Raw genomic sequence first — 19156 nt, 5'->3', positions numbered from 1 at the left:
TTACAGCTGCCCTTCCTGAAGAAACGTTTTTCGCGTCATTGCATCAGCGGACAAACACTCATTTCCTGAGCTTTTCATCTCCATACGCTATCAAATGTGGCGAGAAAAATAGCTCGTTAAGGAGCGGGAAGCGACAAAATGGGGCGTAAAAATGAAGAAAGCGCCCCGGCGGGTACGTTATGCGCATACCCCCTCGCCTAAGCGAGAGGGATAAATCCGTCATTTAGCCAGTTTGTTCTTACGCAGGAACAGCCAGCCCAGACCCAACGCGATAAACCACAGCGGCGTCACGATCAGCGCCTGGCGCGTATCGTCTTCCAGCGTCAGTAATACCAGCACGAACGCAAAGAACGCCATGCAGACCCAGCACATCAGCTTACCGAGCGGCATCTTATAGATGGATTTTTCATGCAGGTGGGGACGCTTTTTGCGGTACACCAGGTATGAACACAGAATGATGGTCCAGACAAACATAAACAGGATAGCCGAAACCGTAGTGATCATGGTGAATGCGCCAATCACGCTCGGGTTGACCATCAGCATAACCACCCCGCCCAGCAGGCAGATACAGGAGAAGGTCAGGCCTTTCGCCGGTACCGCGCGTTTCGATAGCTTAGCGAACGCTTTTGGCGCCACGCCTTCTTGCGCCAGGCCAAACAGCATACGGCTGGTCGAGAAGACGCCGCTGTTGGCGGAAGACGCCGCCGAGGTCAGCACAACAAAGTTGATCACGCTCGCGGCGGCAGGCAGACCCACCAGTACAAACAGCTCAACGAACGGGCTCTTATCCGGCACCACGGAACTCCACGGCGTCACCGACATAATGACAATCAGCGCAAAGACGTAGAACATGATGATACGGATCGGTATTGAGTTAATCGCGCGCGGCAGCGATTTTTCCGGATCTTTAGTTTCTGCGGCGGTAGTACCGACCAGCTCAATGCCCACGAAGGCGAATACCGCAATCTGGAAACCGGCAAAGAACCCGCTAATACCTTTCGGGAACCAGCCGCCGTCATTCCACAGATGCGCGAAAGACGCTTCAACGCCGGTCGGCGATTTAAAGTGCATCGCAATCATCACCAGCCCGACCACAATCAACGCCACGATGGCGACGATTTTGACCATAGCAAACCAAAATTCCATTTCCCCAAACATTTTAACGGTGGCGAGGTTGAGGCTTAGCAGCAGGATCACTACCGCCAGCGAGGCGACCCAATCGGAAAGGCCGGGAAACCAGAACTGCGCGTAGGCGGTAATCGCCACCACGTCAGCCATACCGGTCACCACCCAGCAAAACCAGTACGTCCAGCCGGTGAAATATCCCGCCCAGGGGCCAAGCAGGTCGGAAGCAAAATCGCTAAACGATTTATATTCCAGATTCGAGAGCAGCAATTCCCCCATGGCGCGCATCACGAAAAAAAGCATAAAACCGATGATCATATACACAAAAATGATCGACGGTCCGGCGAGACTGATCGTTTTACCCGATCCCATAAACAGACCGGTACCAATAGCGCCGCCAATAGCGATAAGCTGTATATGACGGTTTGTAAGATTGCGCCGTAGCGACTGTTCAGCCGGAGCCTGTTCGTCGGCTGCGACTTTTACCTGATCTACCATGTTTTTCTTCCTGTACCTGTCTGTGTTGTGCGGGCTCTACGGCCTTTGGTCTATGATACGACGATCCTGTTATCAGGACTCATCGATATTAGGTAAGAATCGGCGGGATGAATACTAAGATTCAAATACAATGTTAATTTTATGTTTAAAATGAGTGTTATATCACTTTGATAATGCGAATTAGCTCACAAAAATACACGTAACGACGCCATTTGCAAAATAAAATATTGGCATCTACTGAAGTCAGGTTGCCGGATAAGGCGTTTACGCCGTCATCCGGCAAACCCGGGGCGCTTACAGAATTTCCAGCAGTTCCACCTCAAACACCAGGGTGCTGAATGGCGGAATAGATGCCCCGGCCCCACGCTCGCCATAGGCCAGCTCCTGTGGGATAGTCAGTTCCCATTTGGAACCTACCGGCATCAGAGTCAGCGCTTCAATCCAGCCAGCGATCACGCCATTTACCGGGAATTCAGCCGGTTCGCCGCGCGCGACGGAGCTGTCAAATACGGTGCCATCAATAAGCTTACCGGTGTAATGCACGCGTACGCGGTCGGTACGCGCCGGAATCGCGCCTTCGCCCTGCGTCAGAACGCGGAACTGTAAACCAGATTCAGTACTGTTCACACCGTCTTTTTCGCGGTTTTCTTCCAGGTATTTCACGCCTTCGGCCGCCATCGCTTTGAAACGCTCACGACGCACCGCGTCCGCACGCTCATGAATTTCACGCAGCGCACGATGCACCACATCAACAGGAACCGCCGGGTGTTTACCTTCCAGCGCATCAGCAATGCCTGCAACCAGCGCTTCAGGCAACAGCCCTTCAAGACCGGATTCGCTGAGCTGCTGCCCTACCTGCAAACCAATGCCGTAGCTCGCTTGCGCTTCAATAGTGTCAAAAGTCGGGGTGGCCATTATTTTTCCTTCATCGGATATCAAAAAAGTAGCGGGCAGCATAACAGCCACGCTTCTTCTGGTAAAACTTTGTCTCAGGGAGGATGACAAATCGCAGGGAAAAAGAAACAATAGATTATCCGTATTGATGTCACGAAAGCGGATAGCACTACCAGTATCATAGCGTTAGCCATCTATACTCTATGATTAAGGAACGAGATGCGGAGCAGGAGGTAAACCATGCCCGGGCGCTTTGAATTAAAACCAACCCTGGCGAAAATCTGGCACGCGCCGGATAATTTTCGCATCATGGAGCCGCTGCCGCCTATGCATCGTCGTGGCATTATCATTGCCGCTATCGTGCTGGTGATCGGTTTCCTGCTGCCCGCCAGCGAGACCAGCGACTCGCCTGTCGTTACGCGGGAAGCGCAATTGGATCTGCAATCGCAATCACAGCCGCCGACGGAGGCCCAGCTTCAGGCGCAGCTGGTCGCGCCGCAAAACGATCCGGATCAGGTGGCGCCCGTTGCGCCGGAACCTATCCAGGAAGGCCAGCCGGAAGAACAAAACCAGCCGCAGACGCAGCCTTTCCAGCAGGATAGCGGCATCGGTCAACAGTGGCGCTCGTACCGGGTAGAGTCTGGTAAAACTCTGGCGCAACTGTTCCGTGACCACGGGCTGCCCCCGACAGACGTTTATGCAATGGCGCAGGTAGAAGGCGCTGGCAAACCGCTGAGTAATCTCAAAAATGGTCAAATGATTAAAATTCGCCAGAATGCCAGCGGGGTGGTGACAGGTTTAACGATAGATGGCGATAACGGTCAACAGGTGCTGTTTACGCGTCAGCCTGACGGCAGTTTTATTCGCGCACAGTAACGCCGGCTACGCCTTATCCCGCCTGTACCCTATTCGTTCAGGTGAAGCATTACCGCTTCACCTTATTCACCCACCAAATCCCCGAACATACCAGCACCAGCGCAATCATGTATTTCCACTCCAATATATTCTCGCCGAGAAAAATAGCCGAAAGAGCCGCGCCGGAAACCGGGATCAGAAAGTTAAACGGCGCAATCATCCCCACACGGTTATATTTGAGTAAAATGCTCCATAGCGCAAAAGCGACCGACGAGAGTAACGTCAGGTAGACTAAAATCGCCACCGACGAGAAGCCATGTATCGTCAGCGTACCGCCAAAAACGTAACCGCCAATGACCAGTACCAGACCGCCAATCCCCAATTGATAGCCAGTCATGACCATCGGATCGACCGTCTGCGAGAGACGTTTGCCATACAATGTGGCCGCAGAAAGAATAAACGCCGCCAGCACCACGGAGCCTTCTCCCGGCAGATTAAAGCTGAAATCCAGGCCGTTGCTGACGTTCACCGCCATGACGCCCGCAAAGCCCAGAATACAGCCGAGCGTTTTGTTGTAGCTCAATCGGTCGTTCTGATAAATAAAGTGCGCCAGCAATACGCTGAAGAATGTGCCTGTCGCGTTCATGATTGAGCCTTTCACGCCGGAGGTGAACGCAAGGCCGATATAGAAAAAGAGATATTGCAGCGACGTCTGAGTCAGCCCCAGTAACGTTAACTGAGCAAACTGGCGCGGACGAAACCGACCAATCGGTTTACGCTGAAGCAGCGCGAACAGTAGCAGCAACCCACCCGCAAACAAAAAACGATAACCAGCAAAAACAATTTTAGAAGGGATATCGTCGGTGGCTATCTGAAAGAGGTCATAACCGCTTTTGATGGCTGGATAAGCGCTGCCCCATAGCAGGCAACAAAATGCGGCACACACATAAACGACGTTTTTGCGGGCAAACGGGGAGGCCTGGCGTTGGGTATCCATTCTTTCACCAAGAAATTAAAATAATGTTTTATTTTTGATTATCGCGAAAAGAGGGGGAGATAGCCAGTCGAAAAGCGATGGGGTTAAAAAAGCAAAACGTCGGCGCTGGGCCGACGTTTCGTTGCTAGCAAAAACGAGAATGCCTGATTACTCAGCAACCACGTTGATGATAACTTTTGCGAATACTTCGCTGTGAACCTGGAAGTTCACTTCGTGTTCGCCAGTGGTACGCAGAACGCCGTTCGGCAGACGAACTTCGCTCTTAGCCACGTCAACGCCAGCTGCAGTCACAGCGTCAGCGATGTCGCGAGTACCGATGGAACCGAACAGTTTACCTTCGTCGCCTGCTTTAGACGCGATAGTAACGGTTTCCAGGGCGTTGATTTTCTCTGCGCGTGCATTTGCAGCAGCCAGAACGTCAGCCAGTTTAGCTTCCAGTTCAGCGCGACGTGCTTCGAAGTATTCAACGTTTTTCTTGGTAGCCGGAACAGCTTTACCCTTTGGTACCAGGAAGTTACGAGCATAGCCCGCTTTAACGTTAACCTGATCACCCAGGCTACCCAGGTTTGCTACTTTATCAAGCAGAATAACTTGCATTACCTTATCCTCTCAAAGTCGTATTAATGGACCGTGACCGATTACTGATGGCGATCAGTGTACGGCAGCAGAGACAGGTAGCGAGCGCGTTTGATAGCGCGAGCCAGCTGACGCTGGTATTTTGCACGGGTACCGGTGATACGGCTTGGGACAATCTTACCGCTTTCGGTGATGTAGTTTTTCAGCGTAGCGATATCTTTATAGTCGATCTCTTGAACGCCTTCCGCGGTGAAACGGCAGAACTTGCGACGACGGAAATAACGTGCCATATGGCTAGTCTCCAGAATCTATCAATTCAATCTGCTCGGCATGCAGAACCATTTTGCTCAGACCGTTCTTTGCCTTGTGGCAAGAAATAAACCCCTGAACGGTTATGCGGCTGCCGACCGTTATACTGTGAGTAATGGCCTGGTTTTCGTGTCCGCTAACAATAACGGGCATTTGGCACCACGCCTGCCGGTGAAAGCCGGCTTCCTCTTGCACAGAACGATGCTCAAGCACGAACTGGCAATGCGGAATTCCTGATGGACTGACCTTTCGAAGGGGGGCCCTGCACACGGTGCCGGACAACGCCAGACGGTTGGTCATCAGAAATTACTCTTCAGAATCCCCAGCTTCAGCATCATCTGCGGTTTCGTTAGCGAAATCATCGCGACGCTCACGGCGCTCGTCTTTCGCTTTAACCATCGGAGAAGCTTCGGTAACAGCGTGCTTAGTACGCATAACCATGCTGCGGATAACGGCATCGTTGAAGCGGAAGGTAGTTTCCAGCTCATCGATCACTTCCTGCGGCGCTTCAACGTTCATCAGAACGTAGTGCGCTTTGTGCAGTTTGTTGATCGGGTAAGCCAGCTGACGGCGGCCCCAGTCTTCCAGACGGTGGATCTTGCCTTCTGCGCCAGTGATGGCAGCAGAGTAACGCTCGATCATGCCCGGAACCTGTTCGCTCTGGTCAGGATGGACCATAAAAACGATTTCGTAATGACGCATCGAATTGCTCCTTACGGATTATTCAGCCTCCTGTCTGGGTCAGCCGCAGCCCATGGAGGCAAGGAACGTGTTAAAGGTCGGCTGAAAAATGACGCGTTATAATACTGGCGCCTGCGGGCAAACTCAAGGTGATTGTACAATTATTTATCGTGCCGAACGTAACGCCTGTCCCGTCGCATTTTGCTGCTGAGATATTAACTTCATATCGCATGCCACTATAAACAGCCTGTTGCGGCAGAGAAATTGACACTGTGGTCAGCGCACTTTTTTGCCACACAGGATTTCTTAAACATGGCGGCATACATCAATGGGTTGTTAATCAGGTAAAAAGCGACAATGCGATAATTTTTTGAACAACAGCATCAGAAAAGGTCGCCATCTCTGCGGCGGGTTATGGTTAAAATTAAACCAGAAGCGATTCACTAAAGGGGGATATCGCCAACCAGACCGCGCTGCTGAGGAGGTACTCTATGCGAGCCCGGATAATGTTATTTCTGGCTGCGCTTTTGCCTGGCATAACGGCAACGGCAGCCATCGAGTTAAATAATCATCAGGCCAGAAATATGGATGATGTGCGCAGCTTAGGCGTGATCTACATCAACCACAACTTCGCCACGGAAAGTGAAGCCAATCTGGCGCTGAATGAAGAGGCCGACGTGCGAAACGCAATGTATTATCACGTCATACTTATCCGGGAACCGGGTAGCAACGGCAATATACACGCCAGCGCGAATATTTATCGCTAGCATCAGGAAAACCAACGAAAAAGCCATAGTTGATTTGCCCCCTGAGCAGGGGGCTTTTTTCGCGGAAAGATGGCTCCGGAATTAGACCTGTGACATCCCGATAATATTCACATTCCGGAGCTCATACTTCACTTCTGCCCGTAATACGCATTCGGGCCATGCTTACGCATGAAGTGCTTGTTCATCAGATAATCGTCGATGGGGTTGAGGCCAGGGTTAATACCGCGCGCAATCCACGCCATTCGCGCCACTTCCTCCATGACGACCGCGTTATGTACCGCATCGTGCGCATCTTTCCCCCAGGCGAACGGCCCATGTTGATACACGACAATACCTGGCGTATGCAGCGGTTCCACCTCGCCCAGCGTTTCGATGATCACCTTACCGGTGTTCAGCTCGTACTCGCCCTGCACTTCTTCTTCGCTTAACGCTCTGGTACAAGGAATATCGCCAAAGAAATAGTCCGCGTGCGTGGTACCGAGCGCCGGAATAGCCATCCCCGCTTGCGCCCATGCCGTGGCGTGGGTGGAGTGGGTATGAACGACGCCGCCAAGCGACGGATAGCGTTGATACAGCGCCAGATGGGTAGCGGTATCGGAAGAAGGACGATAACGTCCCTCCACCACTTTGCCATCCATATCCACCACCACCATGTCATCTACCTTCATGGTTTCATAGGCGACACCGCTTGGCTTAATCACCATCAATCCGCGTTCGCGATCGATAGCGCTGACGTTGCCCCAGGTAAACGTCACCAGTCCATAACGGGGCAAATCCATGTTAGCGTCAAATACCTGCTGCTTGAGCTTTTGCATTAGGCTGCCTCCACCAGACCGGCGCTGGCCATGCGCGCTTTCACCCAGTCACGCGCTTTCGCTACCTCTGCCGCCGGGTTCTCTGCTGTTTCGCTCCACATCTCAATCAGATAGGGCCCGCAATAGCCACTCTGTTTGAGCGTTGCAAAACAACTCTCGAAATCCACCACGCCTTCGCCAAACGGCACATTTTTGAACACGCCGGGTTTAGTATCTTTGACGTGTACCGCGACGATATGCCCGATTCCCGCCTGTAGCTCCATCTGTACGTCGTTATCCCAGGCAGACAGATTGCCGATATCTGGATAGAGCTGGAACCACGGGTTATTGAGGTAGTGAGCATAGCCCAGCGCTTTACTGATGGAATTCATCAGCGGGTAGTCCATGATCTCCATCGCCAGCGTCACCTGGGCGCGGCTGGCCATATCAACGCTCTCTTTTAACCCATCGCGGAAGCGGCAACGCGTTTCGTCGTTGGCCTGCTGATAGTAAACGTCGTACCCCGCCAGTTGAATGACGCGAATCCCGACGTCCTGCGCAAACTGAATCGCTTTACGCATAATCTCCAGCCCCTGCGCCCGTATCGCGTCATCTTCGCTACCGAGCGGAAAACGACGATGCGCGCTCAGACACATGGACGGCACACGCACGCCGGTTTCAGCAACCGCGCTCACCAGCGCCAGGCGCTGCTCGCGACTCCAGTCGAGCCGCGCCAGTCGGGCGTCGGTCTCGTCCACCGACATTTCAACGAAGTCAAAACCCAGCGTTTTCGCCAGCCGCAGGCGCTCCAGCCAGCACTCCCCGGCAGGGAGCGCTTTTTCATAGATGCCGAGCGGAATTTGTTTCGACAGCATAGCCTCTCCTTAGCCCCACAGTTGGGCAATGGAGCGTTTGAACTGCCGTGCGGCTTCTACCGGCGATTCGGCATCGCGAATGCTGCGCCCCGCGATAAAGACATGGATCGGAATGCCTTTGAACAGCGGCAGGTCTTCCAGCGCCAGTCCGCCGGTCACGGTCACTTTAAAGCCCATATCGGACAGCCGCTTAATCGCGGTAATATCCGCCTCGCCCCACGCCACGCCTGCCGCCTGCGCGTCACGGCTGCGGTGATAAACCACTTGCTGAATACCCGCATCACGCCACTGCTGCGCCTGTTCCCAGGTCCAGTAACCGGTCAGTTCGATCTGCACGTCGCCGTTGAACTCTTTCGCCACATCCAGCGCGCCTTTTGCGGTGTTGATATCCGCACAGCAAATCACGGTCACCCAGTCCGCGTTGGCTTCGAAACACATACGGGAGAGGATTTTACCGGCATCGGCAATTTTGGCGTCCGCCAGCACGATTTTGTGCGGGTAAAGCGCTTTCAGGTCGCGAACCGCACGCACGCCTTCGCCCACGCACAGAATGGTGCCCACTTCGATAATGTCGACTTCTTCGGCAATCAGGCGAGTGGTTTCATAGGCGCTATCCATAGTCTGGTTGTCCAGCGCGACCTGCAACATTGGTAATGACATTTTCAATTCCTTCTTAAGCTGCCGCGTTGGTGCGGTCAATGAGATCCAGGACTTCCTGCGCGGTACGGCAGGCGCGTAAACGGTCAAAATTAGCTTCGTCTTCAAACAGGTTGACGATCTGCATGATGCCCACTTCCTGGTGAGTGTTGGCATCAACCGCCGCCATGGTGATCAGAATATCGACCGGGTCGTTATCTTCGTGGTTGAACTCCAGCGGCTTTTTCAGCGTCACCAGAGAAAAACCGGTTTTCTTCACCCCTTCTTCCGGGCGGCCATGCGGCATCGCCAGGCCGGGGGCAATCACAAAATAGGGGCCAAACTGCTCAACGCCATCGAGAATGGCCTGGTAATAGCGCGGCTCCACCACGTCGGCAGCCACCAGTAAATCGACGCCGATCTTGACGGCTTCCTGCCAGGTATTCGCTTCAGCCTGCAGGCGGATAGAATTATTCTCCGCCAGTGAATCACGTAATTTCATGTTGCATCCTTACTTCACGTCTTGCGGGAAATGTTCTTTGATCACTTCCAGCAGTTTCGGGCCAAAATCCGCAGGCGACAGCATGTTGCGCACGCCAACCACATATTTGTTGCCCGTCACGCTGATTTCGCCTGCAATATGGGTAGAAGCGATGATGATATCCGCGCCGCTCAACTCGCTTTTGTACTCGCCAACCGCGCAGCTGTTTACCGTGTGGTCAATGTTTGATTGGGTTAAAAACTGGTCCACTTTCATTTTCATGATCATGGAACTGCCCTGTCCGTTGCCACACACAGCCAGAATACGTACGGTCATAATCAAAACTCCTTATTAAGCAGACTGTTCTGCCAGTTGTTTTTCTGCATCTTCTTCTGCGCGCAGTGCGCGGCCAGCGAAGAACATATAAGCCAGTGCAATTACAATGATGACGGCCATAAAGGCGATACCGAGGGAGAAGAAGCCCTGCATCATCGGCGGTGCCAGAATCGACCAGTCCGCCATACCCATCCAGGCGCTCATCCCCGTGAGTTTCACCGCCCAGACGCAACCAAAGATTTCGATCATCCCCATCACCAGACAAATCTTCAGCGCCGCACGCCAGCCGCCGAAGTGGTTAGCGAACACGCCGATAGTGGCGTTAGAGAAGAACATCGGGATAAAGCCAGGAATAATCAGGATCGAGGAGCCGCAGGCAACCAGGATGCCAACCGCAATCAGCTGGCCGATGGTGCCCCACATAAAGCCCCAGACCACCGCGTTAGGCGCGAAGCTATAAATAGCGGCGCAGTCAATCGCCAGTACTGCGCCCGGAATCAGACGCTGGGAGATACCGTTAAAGGCCTCAGAGAGCTCGGCGACAAACATACGCACGCCCTGGGTGATGATGAAGATCGCCACCGCAAAGGAGAAACCGGTTTGCAGGATATAGATTGTCCAGTGGGTTTTACCCGCCATCGCCTGTACGGTATCGATACCAAAAGAGAGCAGAATGGCACCAAAGAAGATGGTCATTACAATCGCCGTGGAGACGATGTTGTCATGGAAAATGTTCAGCCAGCCCGGCAGTTTGAGGTCTTCAACGCTTTCCTCTTTTTTGCCCAGGAACGGCGCGACTTTATAGGCAATCCAGGAAGCAAACTGCTGCTGGTGACCGATGGAGAAACCGCAGCCGTCCGTCACTTCCTGGGTGGGCTTATACATCATGTTGGAAGTGATGCCCCAGTACAGGGAAACCAGTATCGCCGTGCAGATAATGGTGGTCCACATGGAATAGCCGAAGATATAGAAAGAGACCGCAATCAGCCCCGCCTGCTGGAACATGATGTGCCCGGTCAACATGATGGTGCGAATACCGGTAATGCGTCGCAATAAGACGTAACAAATATTCAGCGCCAGCGCGAGCAACACCGCGTAGCCTACCCAACTATACGCATCGCCCATCCGTTCGATCGTTGCCATCATCGAAGCATAGGTATCGGAAATCGCGCCGTTGATACCGTAAACCTCAGACATTTTCGCCACCACCGGTTTAAAGGTGCTGGTCAGAATGCCGGACCCGGCCTGTAGCAGCATGAAGCCAATGATGGTTTTGATCGTCCCTTTGATGATCACGCTGACGCTTTTGCGCAACAGGATATAGCCCAGGCAGGTCACAATACCCAGTAATAGCGGGGCATTGGTCATTACCTGATTAAAAAAAATGGTAAAGATGTTGTAGAGGATCTCCATAACGATCTCCGGCAGATAAGGTTGCTGAGTCACAGGCGCTCAGGATAATGTCCCTTCACTTTAATTTTCAAAAGTAATCACAACAAGATTAAATTTGATTAAATGTGACGTAGCGCGCAAATAATTAGCACACTTAATACATGGTTTACTTATAGGTAACTCATTTTTTCATTAAAATAAGTAAAATCATAAAGATGCCAACATTCACATGACGCCAGACAAGATTAAATCTTCTCCTGACTGCGTTATCCCCTACCCAAAAGTCAAAAAATAGCCCATTGCCTTCTTGAGAAAATAGTGTCAGGATTAATCAAAACAAATCACGTTTTGAATTATTTTGAACAAACATGAAGGTAAATGCGATGAGTAAAGTACAAAGCATCACGCGTGAATCATGGATTCTGAGCACGTTTCCGGAGTGGGGAAGCTGGCTGAACGAAGAGATTGAGCAAGAGCAGGTCGCGCCGGGTACGTTCGCCATGTGGTGGCTGGGCTGTACCGGTATCTGGCTAAAATCTGAAGGCGGCACTAACGTATGCGTCGATTTCTGGTGCGGTACCGGTAAACAGAGCCACGGTAATCCGTTGATGAAAACCGGCCACCAGATGCAGCGTATGGCTGGCGTCAAAAAATTACAGCCTAACCTGCGCACCACGCCGTTTGTTCTCGATCCTTTCGCTATCCGTCAGATTGACGCCGTCCTGGCGACCCACGACCATAACGATCACATTGATGTCAATGTCGCGGCTGCCGTAATGCAGAATTGCGCCGATGATGTTCCGTTTATCGGCCCGCAGACCTGCGTAGATTTATGGGTTGGCTGGGGCGTGCCGAAAGAACGCTGCATCGTGGTAAAACCGGGCGATGTCGTAAAAGTGAAAGATATTGAAATTCACGCGCTTGATGCCTTTGACCGCACCGCATTAATCACCCTGCCCGCCGATCAGAAAGCCGCTGGCGTACTGCCGGACGGCATGGATGTACGCGCGGTTAACTATCTGTTTAAAACGCCGGGCGGCAATCTCTATCACAGCGGCGATTCTCACTATTCCAACTATTACGCGAAACACGGCAACGAACATCAAATTGATGTCGCGCTCGGTTCTTACGGTGAAAACCCGCGCGGTATTACGGACAAAATGACCAGCGCGGATATTTTACGCATGGCGGAATCGCTGAATACCAAAGTGGTGATCCCGTTCCATCACGATATCTGGTCGAACTTCCAGGCCGATCCGCAAGAGATCCGCGTGCTATGGGAAATGAAGAAAGATCGCCTGAAGTATGGTTTTAAACCGTTTATCTGGCAGGTTGGCGGCAAGTTTACCTGGCCGCTGGATAAAGACAATTTCGAATACCACTATCCGCGTGGGTTTGACGATTGCTTTACCATTGAACCCGATCTACCGTTCAAATCCTTCCTGTGAGTCGATATCATGCCGGGATTACCCGGCATTTTTTCCATTTACTTTAGTATTTCCAGGCTATTTCAAATATCATCTTTTCAAATCAATTTGTATCGGAATAGCTCATGACTGAAGCACAAAGACATCAAATACTGCTGGATATGCTGGCACAGTTGGGCTTTGTTACCGTCGAAAACGTGATTGAGCGTCTGGGGATCTCCCCGGCGACAGCGCGCCGCGACATCAACAAGCTCGACGAAAGCGGGAAACTTAAAAAAGTGCGCAACGGCGCAGAGGCCATTACCCAACAGCGGCCCCGCTGGACGCCGATGAATCTGCACCAGGCGCAAAACCACGATGAAAAAGTACGCATCGCGAAAGCGGCGTCGCAGCTGGTAAACCCGGGTGAAAGCGTAGTGATTAACTGCGGCTCCACCGCTTTCCTGCTGGGGCGTGAAATGTGCGGGAAACCGGTACAGATCATTACCAACTATCTGCCGCTGGCGAATTATCTGATCGATCAAGAGCATGACAGCGTGATTATCATGGGTGGTCAGTATAATAAAAGCCAGTCGATTACCCTGAGCCCGCAGGGAAGTGAAAACAGTCTCTATGCTGGCCACTGGATGTTTACCAGCGGAAAGGGCTTAACCGCGGATGGCCTGTACAAGACCGATATGCTAACCGCCATGGCGGAACAAAAAATGCTCAGCGTCGTCGGGAAACTGGTCGCGCTGGTCGATAGCAGTAAAATTGGCGAGCGCGCGGGAATGCTGTTCAGCCGCGCCGATCAGATCGCTATGCTGATTACCGGCAAAAATGCCAATCCGCAGGTTTTGCAACAGCTTGAAGCCCAGGGTGTAAGCATACTCCGCGTTTAAAGATGCTGTCGGAAAAACGCTACCGTCGCCGACAACGCTTCTGGCGTAATGCGATGCCGCACGCCTGCGGCCCATAAACAGGTCACATGCTTATCCAGCTTCGCCCCGGCGAGTGCCTGCTGGAGCCGGAAGGTTTCGATAGCAGGCACCACGTCATCCTCCTGACCATGCCACAACAGAAGCGGCCTGTCGGCCAGTCGCTCTAACTGGTGTGTGACTTCCCATTCACGTAGCGGCGCGATGATATTGTCGAATTCCGCCTGCTGTGCCGGGTTCTGCGGGGATAACGGCGGGAAAAGCGTCCGGGCGAGCCCGGTAAAATAGCCCGACCCCATTAAACTGGCCCCGCATTTTACCTCACGGTGACGCGTCATAATGCCCAGCGCCGTCATACCGCCCATGGATGCGCCGCCCACCGCCAACCGCCCGTCAAGTAGCCAGTTTTCCTCCTGAATCGCCGCACGTAACGTCGTAAATTCCTGCATGTTTTGGTGCAGAATCTGCCAGAATCGGTGTATCCGTCCCTGTGAGTCGCCGCCGAAGCGAGCGCCATGCTCCGGCGCATCCGGCATGACTACCCGGAATCCTGCCTGTGCCAGGGCAACGGCAAAATAACTATAAACCAGGCTGGAGGAGGTGAAGCCATGATAGAACACCACACAGGGAAGCGGCACGGCGCGTTTCCCTTCCGGGAAGGCATGTAGTACGACGCCTCCGGCTAATTGTCGTGTTTCAATCGCTATCATTATTCTCTCCTTTTTATCCGGTATGCCACGGAGAAATACTTAACGCAAGTTTATGGATAGCGCAATAATTCATAATGTTTGAGAACTGGGTTACGCTTTCGCAACGTTTTCATTCGAAAATCGCGTGACAGGTAACACTTCGGGAACATTCCCCCTAAAGGGAAATCAATAAGGCATTACACTATGATTATCAGGAAACGAGATAGAGTTATGCGTCGGTTTGCTTCATTGATAGCAGCGCTGTTATTAAGCGCGTGTAGCGTGCTGCAGGGTACGCCGCAACCTGCGCCGCCTGTCGCCGATCACCCGCAGGAAATCCGTCGCGATCAAACGCAAGGACTACAGCGGATGGGGATCGTAAGCGCGCTGGTTCGGGGCTCCCCGGATGATGCAATAGATGAAATCAGAGCGAAAGCCGTCGCTGCGAAAGCCGATTATTACGTTATCTTAATGGTTGATGAAACGGTTGTAACCGGCCAGTGGTATTCACAAGCCATTTTGTATCGTCAATAACAGTAGATTGATTTTTAGTCAGTTTTACATTGCTTTGCGCCCCTATGCGTTTACCTGTGCACAATAAACAAACAGGTTTACCGTGATGGAGCGTCCTGTTAAATGCGGGGTATGTAATAAGGAGCTGACGATGAAACAAGAACTTGCCTTATCCTCACTGCTGCTTTCTGCCGGACTGGTGAGTACGACGGCACAGTCTGCCGAATTCGCCAGTGCTGACTGCGTAACGGGTCTGAATGAAATCGGCCTGATCTCGGTCAGTAATGTTGCAGGAAACCCACAGGATGTGGAGCGGATTATCGCCCTGAAAGCCGATGAACAGGGTGCGTCCTGGTACAGAATTATTCAAATGTATGAAGAACAACAGTCGGATAACTGGCGCGTACAGGCGATACTCTATGCCTGATGCCGCGTGGCTCGCGCCGGATGGCATGTACTACAGGCCAAACGTTACCGCAGTCCCCCGGTCGCCCTTAACAGTAAATCATTTTGCACCTGGGCAGGCAGCGGCATTTCGCCGCGTGTATCCAGCATCATCTGACACCACGCTTGCGCCAGCGGCGGCGAGGCATGACGCAGCATTTCCGCTCCGCACCCCAGCAAGAAAAGCTGCTGCGTAATCTCTCTGCCCATTGCTTCGTCCGGTTTGCGTAAACGTTGCTGTAGCTGACGTACCGCGCGGTCGTAATGGCGATCCTGACCTTTGACTTCCGCAAAAGCTTCACTCAATACGTCATAGACGCCGTGTTGTTTTGTCAGCACCCGCAGTACATCCAGACACATGATATTGCCGGAACCTTCCCAGATACTGTTCACCGGCATTTCACGGTACAGGCGCGGGAGTTCGCTCTCTTCGCAATACCCCATCCCGCCGAGAACCTCCATCGCCTCAGCCACAAAAGGGATTCCCTGCTTACAGATGGCGAATTTCGCCGCTGGCGTGAATAATCGCGCCCATAATGCCTCTTTCGCCTCGCGACGTTGCTCCCAGGCGCGCGCCAGCCGAAACAAAAGCGCTGTCTGCCCTTCCAGGCATAGCGCCATACGACTTAAGGTTTGTCGCATCAACGGTTGTTCGATCAGCGGCTTACCAAAAGCCTGACGCTGATGAGCATGGTAAATGGCGACTGAAAATGCGCGCCGCATTAAGCCATGACTCCCGAGCGCGCAGTCAAGACGCGTCATACCGCCCATCTTTAAGACATGCCGAATCCCTTCGCCCTCTTCTCCCAGCCGCCAGCCGACGGCATCCTGAAACTCGACTTCGGCGCTGGCATTAGATCGATTACCGAGTTTATCTTTCAGGCGTTCAAGACGAACAGAGTTCCGTTGCCCGTCTGGCAGGAAACGCGGCACAAAGAAACAGGATAGTCCTCCTTTTGCCTGCGCCAACACGAGGTGCGCATCACTTTGCGGCACAGAGAAAAACCATTTATGTCCCACCAGCCGATATGAATCATCCGCCAGCCGCTCCGCGTGGGTCGTATTACTGAGTACGTCAGATCCGCCCTGCTTTTCCGTCATTCCCATGCCGATGAGCAGACCCCGCTTTTGCCCGCCCGGCAGCAAATGCGAATCGTAGCGATCGCTGCGCAGCGGCGCCAGCCAGTCATGGAAAGTGGCGGGAAGCATCTGCAATAGCAACGGTGTCGCGGCAAAGGTCATCGTGACAGGACAGAGTGTTCCCGCTTCTACCTGAGCATGTAATACAAAACGCGCCGCCCGGGCGACAAAACTTCCCGCCCTTGCCTCCTCCTCCCAGGCCAGGTTATGTACCCGATTAGCGCAAAGCCCCTGCATCAACAGGTGCCAGGCGGGATGAAAGCGAACGTCATCCAGACGCTGTCCCTGGGGATCGTAACGTAGCAACTCAGGAGGATGCGCGTTCGCCAGACGCCCCAGTTCCAGTGATTCCGCCGTTCCCAGTTGTTGGCCAATGCTGGCGAGAAGATCGCTATCCCATCCCGCGCCTTCCCGGGAAACCGCTTCACACAGCGCGCCATCAGACAGGAATAAGTTACTGTTATTGAGCAGAGCTGGTTGATTAAAAACGGTATGTGTTTGCCAGGACATGGTGTCTCCCTCCTTCAATGGCGCTGAAGTCAAGTATGGTCATGACTGCGCCATTGACGCCGGAGCAAGATCACAAAAGTATGATTAACCGGCAATATAATGTGGGACGAAACGGGAAGTGTCTTTGGTAATTAGCGTATTGTCCTCGCGAATCCCCATCCCGGAGGCTTCATCGTCAATGATCCAACTGCCAATCAGCGTATAGCTATCGCCAAAGCGCGGCAAAGGCTGAAACGCCTGGTAAATCATCGGCTCGTCAGCGTAGTCGCCGTCGGCATGATCGATAACATTTTGCCGCTCGTCGAAAATCGTGACGTTGCCGCCTTCACGTGAATAAAGCGGCTTCCGCACGCTGCTTTCACCTGGCGCTGCGAGCGATTTTTCGCCCTCAAACCAGGCCGGCAGCAGATTCGGATGGCCAGGGAAAAAGCGCCACAATAACGGCAACAGCCCTTTGTTACTCAGAATACTTTTCCACAATGGCTCAATCCATTGCTCACGACGTTTTCGCAACAGCGGGCCGTTGTCGTCGCGCATCATCCACTCCAGCGGGTAGAGCTTAAAGGCGCGGCGAATCACGTTATCGTCCAGATCGGTCAGCACGCCGCCTACGCCAAGCCCCAGTTCTTCAATATAGATAAATCGCGTTTCCTGGCCCGCCTGCTGCGCGCAATCCTGAAGGTACAGCACCGTCGTGCGATCTTCGTCGGTATCTTCACAACAGCAAAAGTAGAGCGGTTCCCGACTGTACAGCTCGCTGAAGCGGGCGATCAGCCGCTCCTGTATCGCGTTGTATTGATCGGCATCACGCGGGATGGCGCCGCTACGACGAGCATCCTCCAGCCATAGCCATTGAAAGTAGGAGGACTCATAGAGCGACGTCGGCGTATCCGCATTGTATTCCAGCAATTTAACCGGATCTTTGCCGCACCAGACGAAATCCATCCGCCCGTAAAGCGAAGGATCGCGGCTGCGCCAACTTTCGGCGATGACATCCCAGTACAATGGCGGGATCGCCAGCTGCTGCATGATCTGCTCATCCCGGACGGCCCGCTCGACAATCTCCAGACACATCTGATGAAGCTCTGCGGTCGGTTTTTCGATCTGTTCTTCAATTTGCCGTAATGTAAAACGGTAGGCCCGGCTTTCATCCCAGTAAATTTCGTTATCGATAACATGAAAGTCAAAACCGTGATCGCATGCGATCTTATCCAGATCCCGGCGTACCGGTACGTTATGTCGTAGCATGGTTAGCCTCCCCAGTGCCCGCGGGCGCTGGAAGAACGGCCATAGCCGCCGCGGGAGACGGTGGACGCTTTCCGTGTGATATAACCAGGGCTGGTCACGGTATCGCTTTTCCCTGTGCCGCTGCGCCACGCATAGTCGCCGGATGTGGTGCGCCAGACGGGACGGGAGACGTAGGATGAACCGCCGCTGCTATAGATGTATTGTTCGTCACGGTTCTGACGAATCGCGCGGCTGAGTAAAAAGCCGCTTAATACCGGAACCCAGCTCCGCTCGGTAATATCAAAGTAGCAATCGCCAAACTGCGTCTGACAGCGCTCCTGCGTCAATTGCTTAGGCACATTAGCGTAAAATTCTGTTTTCGCATTATTCCAGCCGTCAGCGCAAACGCTGGCGCTATTGCCATCGTCAATACAGTCGTTCACCGTGGCGTAAAACGTCCCATCGCCGTCGTTGTCACTATTGCCGCCATCACCGCACCCTTTCAGGAGAAAAAAGGCCGCTCCACCCATAATCGCCAGCGTCAGGCATTTTGGCGTGTAGCGATTTCGTTGCCGCTCAAAGGGATTGACCGGTTCGGCTATTCGTCTTATTGCCGAATGGCCTACGCCGGATGTGCTTCTGGATTTTCGTTTTTTTGCCATGATCTTCCGTTACCATGTCATACAGGCAGCGTTAAAAATACCGCCAGCCAGCGCTGCGGTTCCCATAAATAGCCCCGCCGCCACGTTGTGATGAATAATTTTTTCGCTCAGCGTAGGCATGTATAACCTTACGCAACCATAAATCAGCAGTTGAATCACCAGCGCAATGCCGCCCCAGGCAAAATAGTCCGGGATACTGACCGAGTTTATCGCCGCGCTGGATAAGGGGATGACATAGCCCAGCAACGTACCGCTAAAGGCCAGCGATGCCGCAGTATTGTTATTTTTTATCAGCTGCCATTCATTATGCGGCGTTATCTTTGAGTAAATAAAAAGAAATACAATGACCATTGCCGCGCCAATAAAAAAATAGGCGCAGAAAGCCAGTAATGCGTCCAGTATATGCATAAT

Annotated in this window: 25 protein-coding genes; 6 read left to right on the top strand and 19 right to left on the bottom strand. The window is 52.9% G+C overall.

All coding sequences use genetic code 11. The features are described 5' to 3' along the window. Positions 1–219: 219 nt before the first annotated feature. Both cycA and fklB read right to left on the bottom strand, forming a co-directional pair. The gene (gene cycA, locus ACLJRS_RS15055) at positions 220–1623 is read right to left on the bottom strand and encodes a D-serine/D-alanine/glycine transporter (RefSeq protein WP_000228321.1); all 1404 of its coding nucleotides are present in this window, start codon (positions 1621–1623) and stop codon (positions 220–222) included. A 294-nt stretch (positions 1624–1917) separates the two neighbouring features. Then, entirely contained in the window at positions 1918–2538 is a 621-nt protein-coding gene (fklB, locus tag ACLJRS_RS15050) for an FKBP-type peptidyl-prolyl cis-trans isomerase (RefSeq protein WP_000235161.1), read from the bottom strand. Positions 2539–2757: 219 nt separating this feature from the next. On the opposite strand from fklB, the gene ACLJRS_RS15045 reads away from it, so the two are divergent. Next, positions 2758–3393 carry an OapA family protein gene (locus ACLJRS_RS15045; protein ID WP_001119448.1) on the top strand — a complete coding sequence of 212 codons (636 nt, stop codon included), beginning with the start codon at positions 2758–2760 and terminating at the stop codon, positions 3391–3393. 49 nt (positions 3394–3442) lie between these two features. Here ACLJRS_RS15045 and ACLJRS_RS15040 read toward each other — a convergent pair whose 3' ends face one another. From ACLJRS_RS15040 to ACLJRS_RS15015, 6 genes are all read right to left on the bottom strand, one after another. Continuing rightward, on the bottom strand, positions 3443–4369 hold the full coding sequence (locus tag ACLJRS_RS15040; protein WP_000381068.1) for a DMT family transporter: 927 nt from the start codon (positions 4367–4369) through the stop codon (positions 3443–3445). A 147-nt stretch (positions 4370–4516) separates the two neighbouring features. Next, positions 4517–4966 (bottom strand): 50S ribosomal protein L9, encoded by a 450-nt coding sequence (rplI, locus tag ACLJRS_RS15035; protein WP_001196059.1) that lies wholly within the window; start codon positions 4964–4966, stop codon positions 4517–4519. A gap of 41 nt (positions 4967–5007) precedes the next feature. Continuing rightward, a complete protein-coding gene (rpsR, locus tag ACLJRS_RS15030; protein ID WP_000135199.1) occupies positions 5008–5235 on the bottom strand; it encodes a 30S ribosomal protein S18 in 228 nt (75 codons plus the stop codon). A 4-nt stretch (positions 5236–5239) separates the two neighbouring features. Further along, positions 5240–5554, bottom strand: a complete 315-nt coding sequence (gene priB / locus ACLJRS_RS15025) for a primosomal replication protein N (RefSeq protein WP_001519453.1) — start codon at positions 5552–5554, stop codon at positions 5240–5242. Between the two features lie 6 nt (positions 5555–5560). Continuing rightward, entirely contained in the window at positions 5561–5956 is a 396-nt protein-coding gene (gene rpsF, locus ACLJRS_RS15020; RefSeq protein WP_001216673.1) for a 30S ribosomal protein S6, read from the bottom strand. 70 nt (positions 5957–6026) lie between these two features. Then, positions 6027–6233, bottom strand: a complete 207-nt coding sequence (locus ACLJRS_RS15015) for a hypothetical protein (RefSeq protein ID WP_001541376.1) — start codon at positions 6231–6233, stop codon at positions 6027–6029. A 193-nt stretch (positions 6234–6426) separates the two neighbouring features. On the opposite strand from ACLJRS_RS15015, the gene yjfY reads away from it, so the two are divergent. After that, entirely contained in the window at positions 6427–6702 is a 276-nt protein-coding gene (gene yjfY, locus ACLJRS_RS15010; protein WP_001529484.1) for a DUF1471 family protein YjfY, read from the top strand. Positions 6703–6830: 128 nt separating this feature from the next. On the opposite strand, the gene ACLJRS_RS15005 is transcribed toward yjfY, so the two are convergent. The 6 genes from ACLJRS_RS15005 to ulaA are packed head-to-tail and all read right to left on the bottom strand — an operon-like array spanning position 6831 to position 11237. Beyond that, complete coding sequence (locus tag ACLJRS_RS15005) at positions 6831–7517, bottom strand: L-ribulose-5-phosphate 4-epimerase (protein WP_001170761.1); 687 nt, start codon at positions 7515–7517, stop codon at positions 6831–6833. Beyond that, the gene (locus tag ACLJRS_RS15000; protein ID WP_000949526.1) at positions 7517–8371 is read right to left on the bottom strand and encodes an L-ribulose-5-phosphate 3-epimerase; all 855 of its coding nucleotides are present in this window, start codon (positions 8369–8371) and stop codon (positions 7517–7519) included. The genes ACLJRS_RS15005 and ACLJRS_RS15000 overlap by 1 nt, the downstream gene beginning before the upstream one ends. Positions 8372–8380: 9 nt before the next feature. Further along, a complete protein-coding gene (gene ulaD / locus ACLJRS_RS14995) occupies positions 8381–9031 on the bottom strand; it encodes a 3-keto-L-gulonate-6-phosphate decarboxylase UlaD (protein WP_000056761.1) in 651 nt (216 codons plus the stop codon). A gap of 13 nt (positions 9032–9044) precedes the next feature. Further along, positions 9045–9509: a PTS ascorbate transporter subunit IIA gene (gene ulaC / locus ACLJRS_RS14990; protein WP_000776531.1), complete on the bottom strand. Its 465-nt coding sequence runs from the start codon at positions 9507–9509 to the stop codon at positions 9045–9047. Between the two features lie 9 nt (positions 9510–9518). Further along, positions 9519–9824, bottom strand: coding sequence for a PTS ascorbate transporter subunit IIB (gene ulaB / locus ACLJRS_RS14985; RefSeq protein ID WP_000218358.1), 306 nt, complete (start codon positions 9822–9824; stop codon positions 9519–9521). Positions 9825–9839: 15 nt separating this feature from the next. Beyond that, complete coding sequence (gene ulaA, locus ACLJRS_RS14980) at positions 9840–11237, bottom strand: PTS ascorbate transporter subunit IIC (protein WP_000404873.1); 1398 nt, start codon at positions 11235–11237, stop codon at positions 9840–9842. A 362-nt stretch (positions 11238–11599) separates the two neighbouring features. Between ulaA and ulaG the strand changes: the two genes are divergently transcribed. Together ulaG and ulaR are read left to right on the top strand one after the other, a co-directional pair. Further along, entirely contained in the window at positions 11600–12664 is a 1065-nt protein-coding gene (gene ulaG, locus ACLJRS_RS14975) for an L-ascorbate 6-phosphate lactonase (protein WP_000049161.1), read from the top strand. Positions 12665–12768: 104 nt separating this feature from the next. Next, complete coding sequence (gene ulaR / locus ACLJRS_RS14970; protein ID WP_000133618.1) at positions 12769–13524, top strand: HTH-type transcriptional regulator UlaR; 756 nt, start codon at positions 12769–12771, stop codon at positions 13522–13524. On the opposite strand, the gene yjfP is transcribed toward ulaR, so the two are convergent. Then, on the bottom strand, positions 13521–14270 hold the full coding sequence (gene yjfP, locus ACLJRS_RS14965; protein WP_000560306.1) for an esterase: 750 nt from the start codon (positions 14268–14270) through the stop codon (positions 13521–13523). The two genes, ulaR and yjfP, sit on opposite strands and share 4 nt — an antisense overlap. A gap of 183 nt (positions 14271–14453) precedes the next feature. Between yjfP and bsmA the strand changes: the two genes are divergently transcribed. Both bsmA and yjfN read left to right on the top strand, forming a co-directional pair. Further along, positions 14454–14783 carry a biofilm peroxide resistance protein BsmA gene (gene bsmA, locus ACLJRS_RS14960; RefSeq protein ID WP_000586834.1) on the top strand — a complete coding sequence of 110 codons (330 nt, stop codon included), beginning with the start codon at positions 14454–14456 and terminating at the stop codon, positions 14781–14783. Between the two features lie 130 nt (positions 14784–14913). Beyond that, the gene (yjfN, locus tag ACLJRS_RS14955) at positions 14914–15189 is read left to right on the top strand and encodes a DUF1471 family protease activator YjfN (RefSeq protein ID WP_001518964.1); all 276 of its coding nucleotides are present in this window, start codon (positions 14914–14916) and stop codon (positions 15187–15189) included. Between the two features lie 44 nt (positions 15190–15233). On the opposite strand, the gene ACLJRS_RS14950 is transcribed toward yjfN, so the two are convergent. The 4 genes from ACLJRS_RS14950 to ACLJRS_RS14935 all read right to left on the bottom strand — a co-directional run bounded on the left by ACLJRS_RS14950 (position 15234) and on the right by ACLJRS_RS14935 (position 19153). Next, positions 15234–16856 (bottom strand): isovaleryl-CoA dehydrogenase, encoded by a 1623-nt coding sequence (locus ACLJRS_RS14950; protein ID WP_000118958.1) that lies wholly within the window; start codon positions 16854–16856, stop codon positions 15234–15236. A gap of 84 nt (positions 16857–16940) precedes the next feature. Continuing rightward, positions 16941–18104: a glutathionylspermidine synthase family protein gene (locus ACLJRS_RS14945; protein ID WP_000943943.1), complete on the bottom strand. Its 1164-nt coding sequence runs from the start codon at positions 18102–18104 to the stop codon at positions 16941–16943. 2 nt (positions 18105–18106) lie between these two features. Beyond that, on the bottom strand, positions 18107–18745 hold the full coding sequence (locus ACLJRS_RS14940) for a DUF1190 domain-containing protein (protein ID WP_001085593.1): 639 nt from the start codon (positions 18743–18745) through the stop codon (positions 18107–18109). 9 nt (positions 18746–18754) lie between these two features. Continuing rightward, the gene (locus ACLJRS_RS14935) at positions 18755–19153 is read right to left on the bottom strand and encodes a DUF350 domain-containing protein (protein ID WP_000547737.1); all 399 of its coding nucleotides are present in this window, start codon (positions 19151–19153) and stop codon (positions 18755–18757) included. Positions 19154–19156 lie beyond the last annotated feature (3 nt).

Origin of the sequence: Salmonella sp. SAL00670 (genome assembly GCF_046552235.1) — a bacterium.
GTDB lineage: Bacteria > Pseudomonadota > Gammaproteobacteria > Enterobacterales > Enterobacteriaceae > Salmonella > Salmonella enterica.
Note: the sequence above shows the minus strand (reverse complement) of the source record. Positions and strands in the feature narration are given on the sequence as shown.

What these genes read in the sequence shown, in the direction of transcription:
- ulaG (WP_000049161.1), top strand. Translation starts at nt 11,600, where the DNA reads ATGAGTAAAGTACAAAGCATCACGCGTGAATCATGGATTCTGAGCACG.
- ulaD (WP_000056761.1), bottom strand. Translation starts at nt 9,031, where the DNA reads ATGTCATTACCAATGTTGCAGGTCGCGCTGGACAACCAGACTATGGAT.
- ACLJRS_RS15040 (WP_000381068.1), bottom strand. Translation starts at nt 4,369, where the DNA reads ATGGATACCCAACGCCAGGCCTCCCCGTTTGCCCGCAAAAACGTCGTT.
- bsmA (WP_000586834.1), top strand. Translation starts at nt 14,454, where the DNA reads ATGATTATCAGGAAACGAGATAGAGTTATGCGTCGGTTTGCTTCATTG.
- cycA (WP_000228321.1), bottom strand. Translation starts at nt 1,623, where the DNA reads ATGGTAGATCAGGTAAAAGTCGCAGCCGACGAACAGGCTCCGGCTGAA.
- ulaR (WP_000133618.1), top strand. Translation starts at nt 12,769, where the DNA reads ATGACTGAAGCACAAAGACATCAAATACTGCTGGATATGCTGGCACAG.
- yjfP (WP_000560306.1), bottom strand. Translation starts at nt 14,270, where the DNA reads ATGATAGCGATTGAAACACGACAATTAGCCGGAGGCGTCGTACTACAT.
- ACLJRS_RS14940 (WP_001085593.1), bottom strand. Translation starts at nt 18,745, where the DNA reads ATGGCAAAAAAACGAAAATCCAGAAGCACATCCGGCGTAGGCCATTCG.
- yjfN (WP_001518964.1), top strand. Translation starts at nt 14,914, where the DNA reads ATGAAACAAGAACTTGCCTTATCCTCACTGCTGCTTTCTGCCGGACTG.
- rplI (WP_001196059.1), bottom strand. Translation starts at nt 4,966, where the DNA reads ATGCAAGTTATTCTGCTTGATAAAGTAGCAAACCTGGGTAGCCTGGGT.
- ACLJRS_RS15045 (WP_001119448.1), top strand. Translation starts at nt 2,758, where the DNA reads ATGCCCGGGCGCTTTGAATTAAAACCAACCCTGGCGAAAATCTGGCAC.
- ulaB (WP_000218358.1), bottom strand. Translation starts at nt 9,824, where the DNA reads ATGACCGTACGTATTCTGGCTGTGTGTGGCAACGGACAGGGCAGTTCC.
- ACLJRS_RS15005 (WP_001170761.1), bottom strand. Translation starts at nt 7,517, where the DNA reads ATGCAAAAGCTCAAGCAGCAGGTATTTGACGCTAACATGGATTTGCCC.
- ACLJRS_RS14950 (WP_000118958.1), bottom strand. Translation starts at nt 16,856, where the DNA reads ATGTCCTGGCAAACACATACCGTTTTTAATCAACCAGCTCTGCTCAAT.
- ulaC (WP_000776531.1), bottom strand. Translation starts at nt 9,509, where the DNA reads ATGAAATTACGTGATTCACTGGCGGAGAATAATTCTATCCGCCTGCAG.
- priB (WP_001519453.1), bottom strand. Translation starts at nt 5,554, where the DNA reads ATGACCAACCGTCTGGCGTTGTCCGGCACCGTGTGCAGGGCCCCCCTT.
- fklB (WP_000235161.1), bottom strand. Translation starts at nt 2,538, where the DNA reads ATGGCCACCCCGACTTTTGACACTATTGAAGCGCAAGCGAGCTACGGC.
- rpsF (WP_001216673.1), bottom strand. Translation starts at nt 5,956, where the DNA reads ATGCGTCATTACGAAATCGTTTTTATGGTCCATCCTGACCAGAGCGAA.
- ACLJRS_RS14945 (WP_000943943.1), bottom strand. Translation starts at nt 18,104, where the DNA reads ATGCTACGACATAACGTACCGGTACGCCGGGATCTGGATAAGATCGCA.
- ulaA (WP_000404873.1), bottom strand. Translation starts at nt 11,237, where the DNA reads ATGGAGATCCTCTACAACATCTTTACCATTTTTTTTAATCAGGTAATG.
- ACLJRS_RS15000 (WP_000949526.1), bottom strand. Translation starts at nt 8,371, where the DNA reads ATGCTGTCGAAACAAATTCCGCTCGGCATCTATGAAAAAGCGCTCCCT.
- rpsR (WP_000135199.1), bottom strand. Translation starts at nt 5,235, where the DNA reads ATGGCACGTTATTTCCGTCGTCGCAAGTTCTGCCGTTTCACCGCGGAA.
- ACLJRS_RS14935 (WP_000547737.1), bottom strand. Translation starts at nt 19,153, where the DNA reads ATGCATATACTGGACGCATTACTGGCTTTCTGCGCCTATTTTTTTATT.
- yjfY (WP_001529484.1), top strand. Translation starts at nt 6,427, where the DNA reads ATGCGAGCCCGGATAATGTTATTTCTGGCTGCGCTTTTGCCTGGCATA.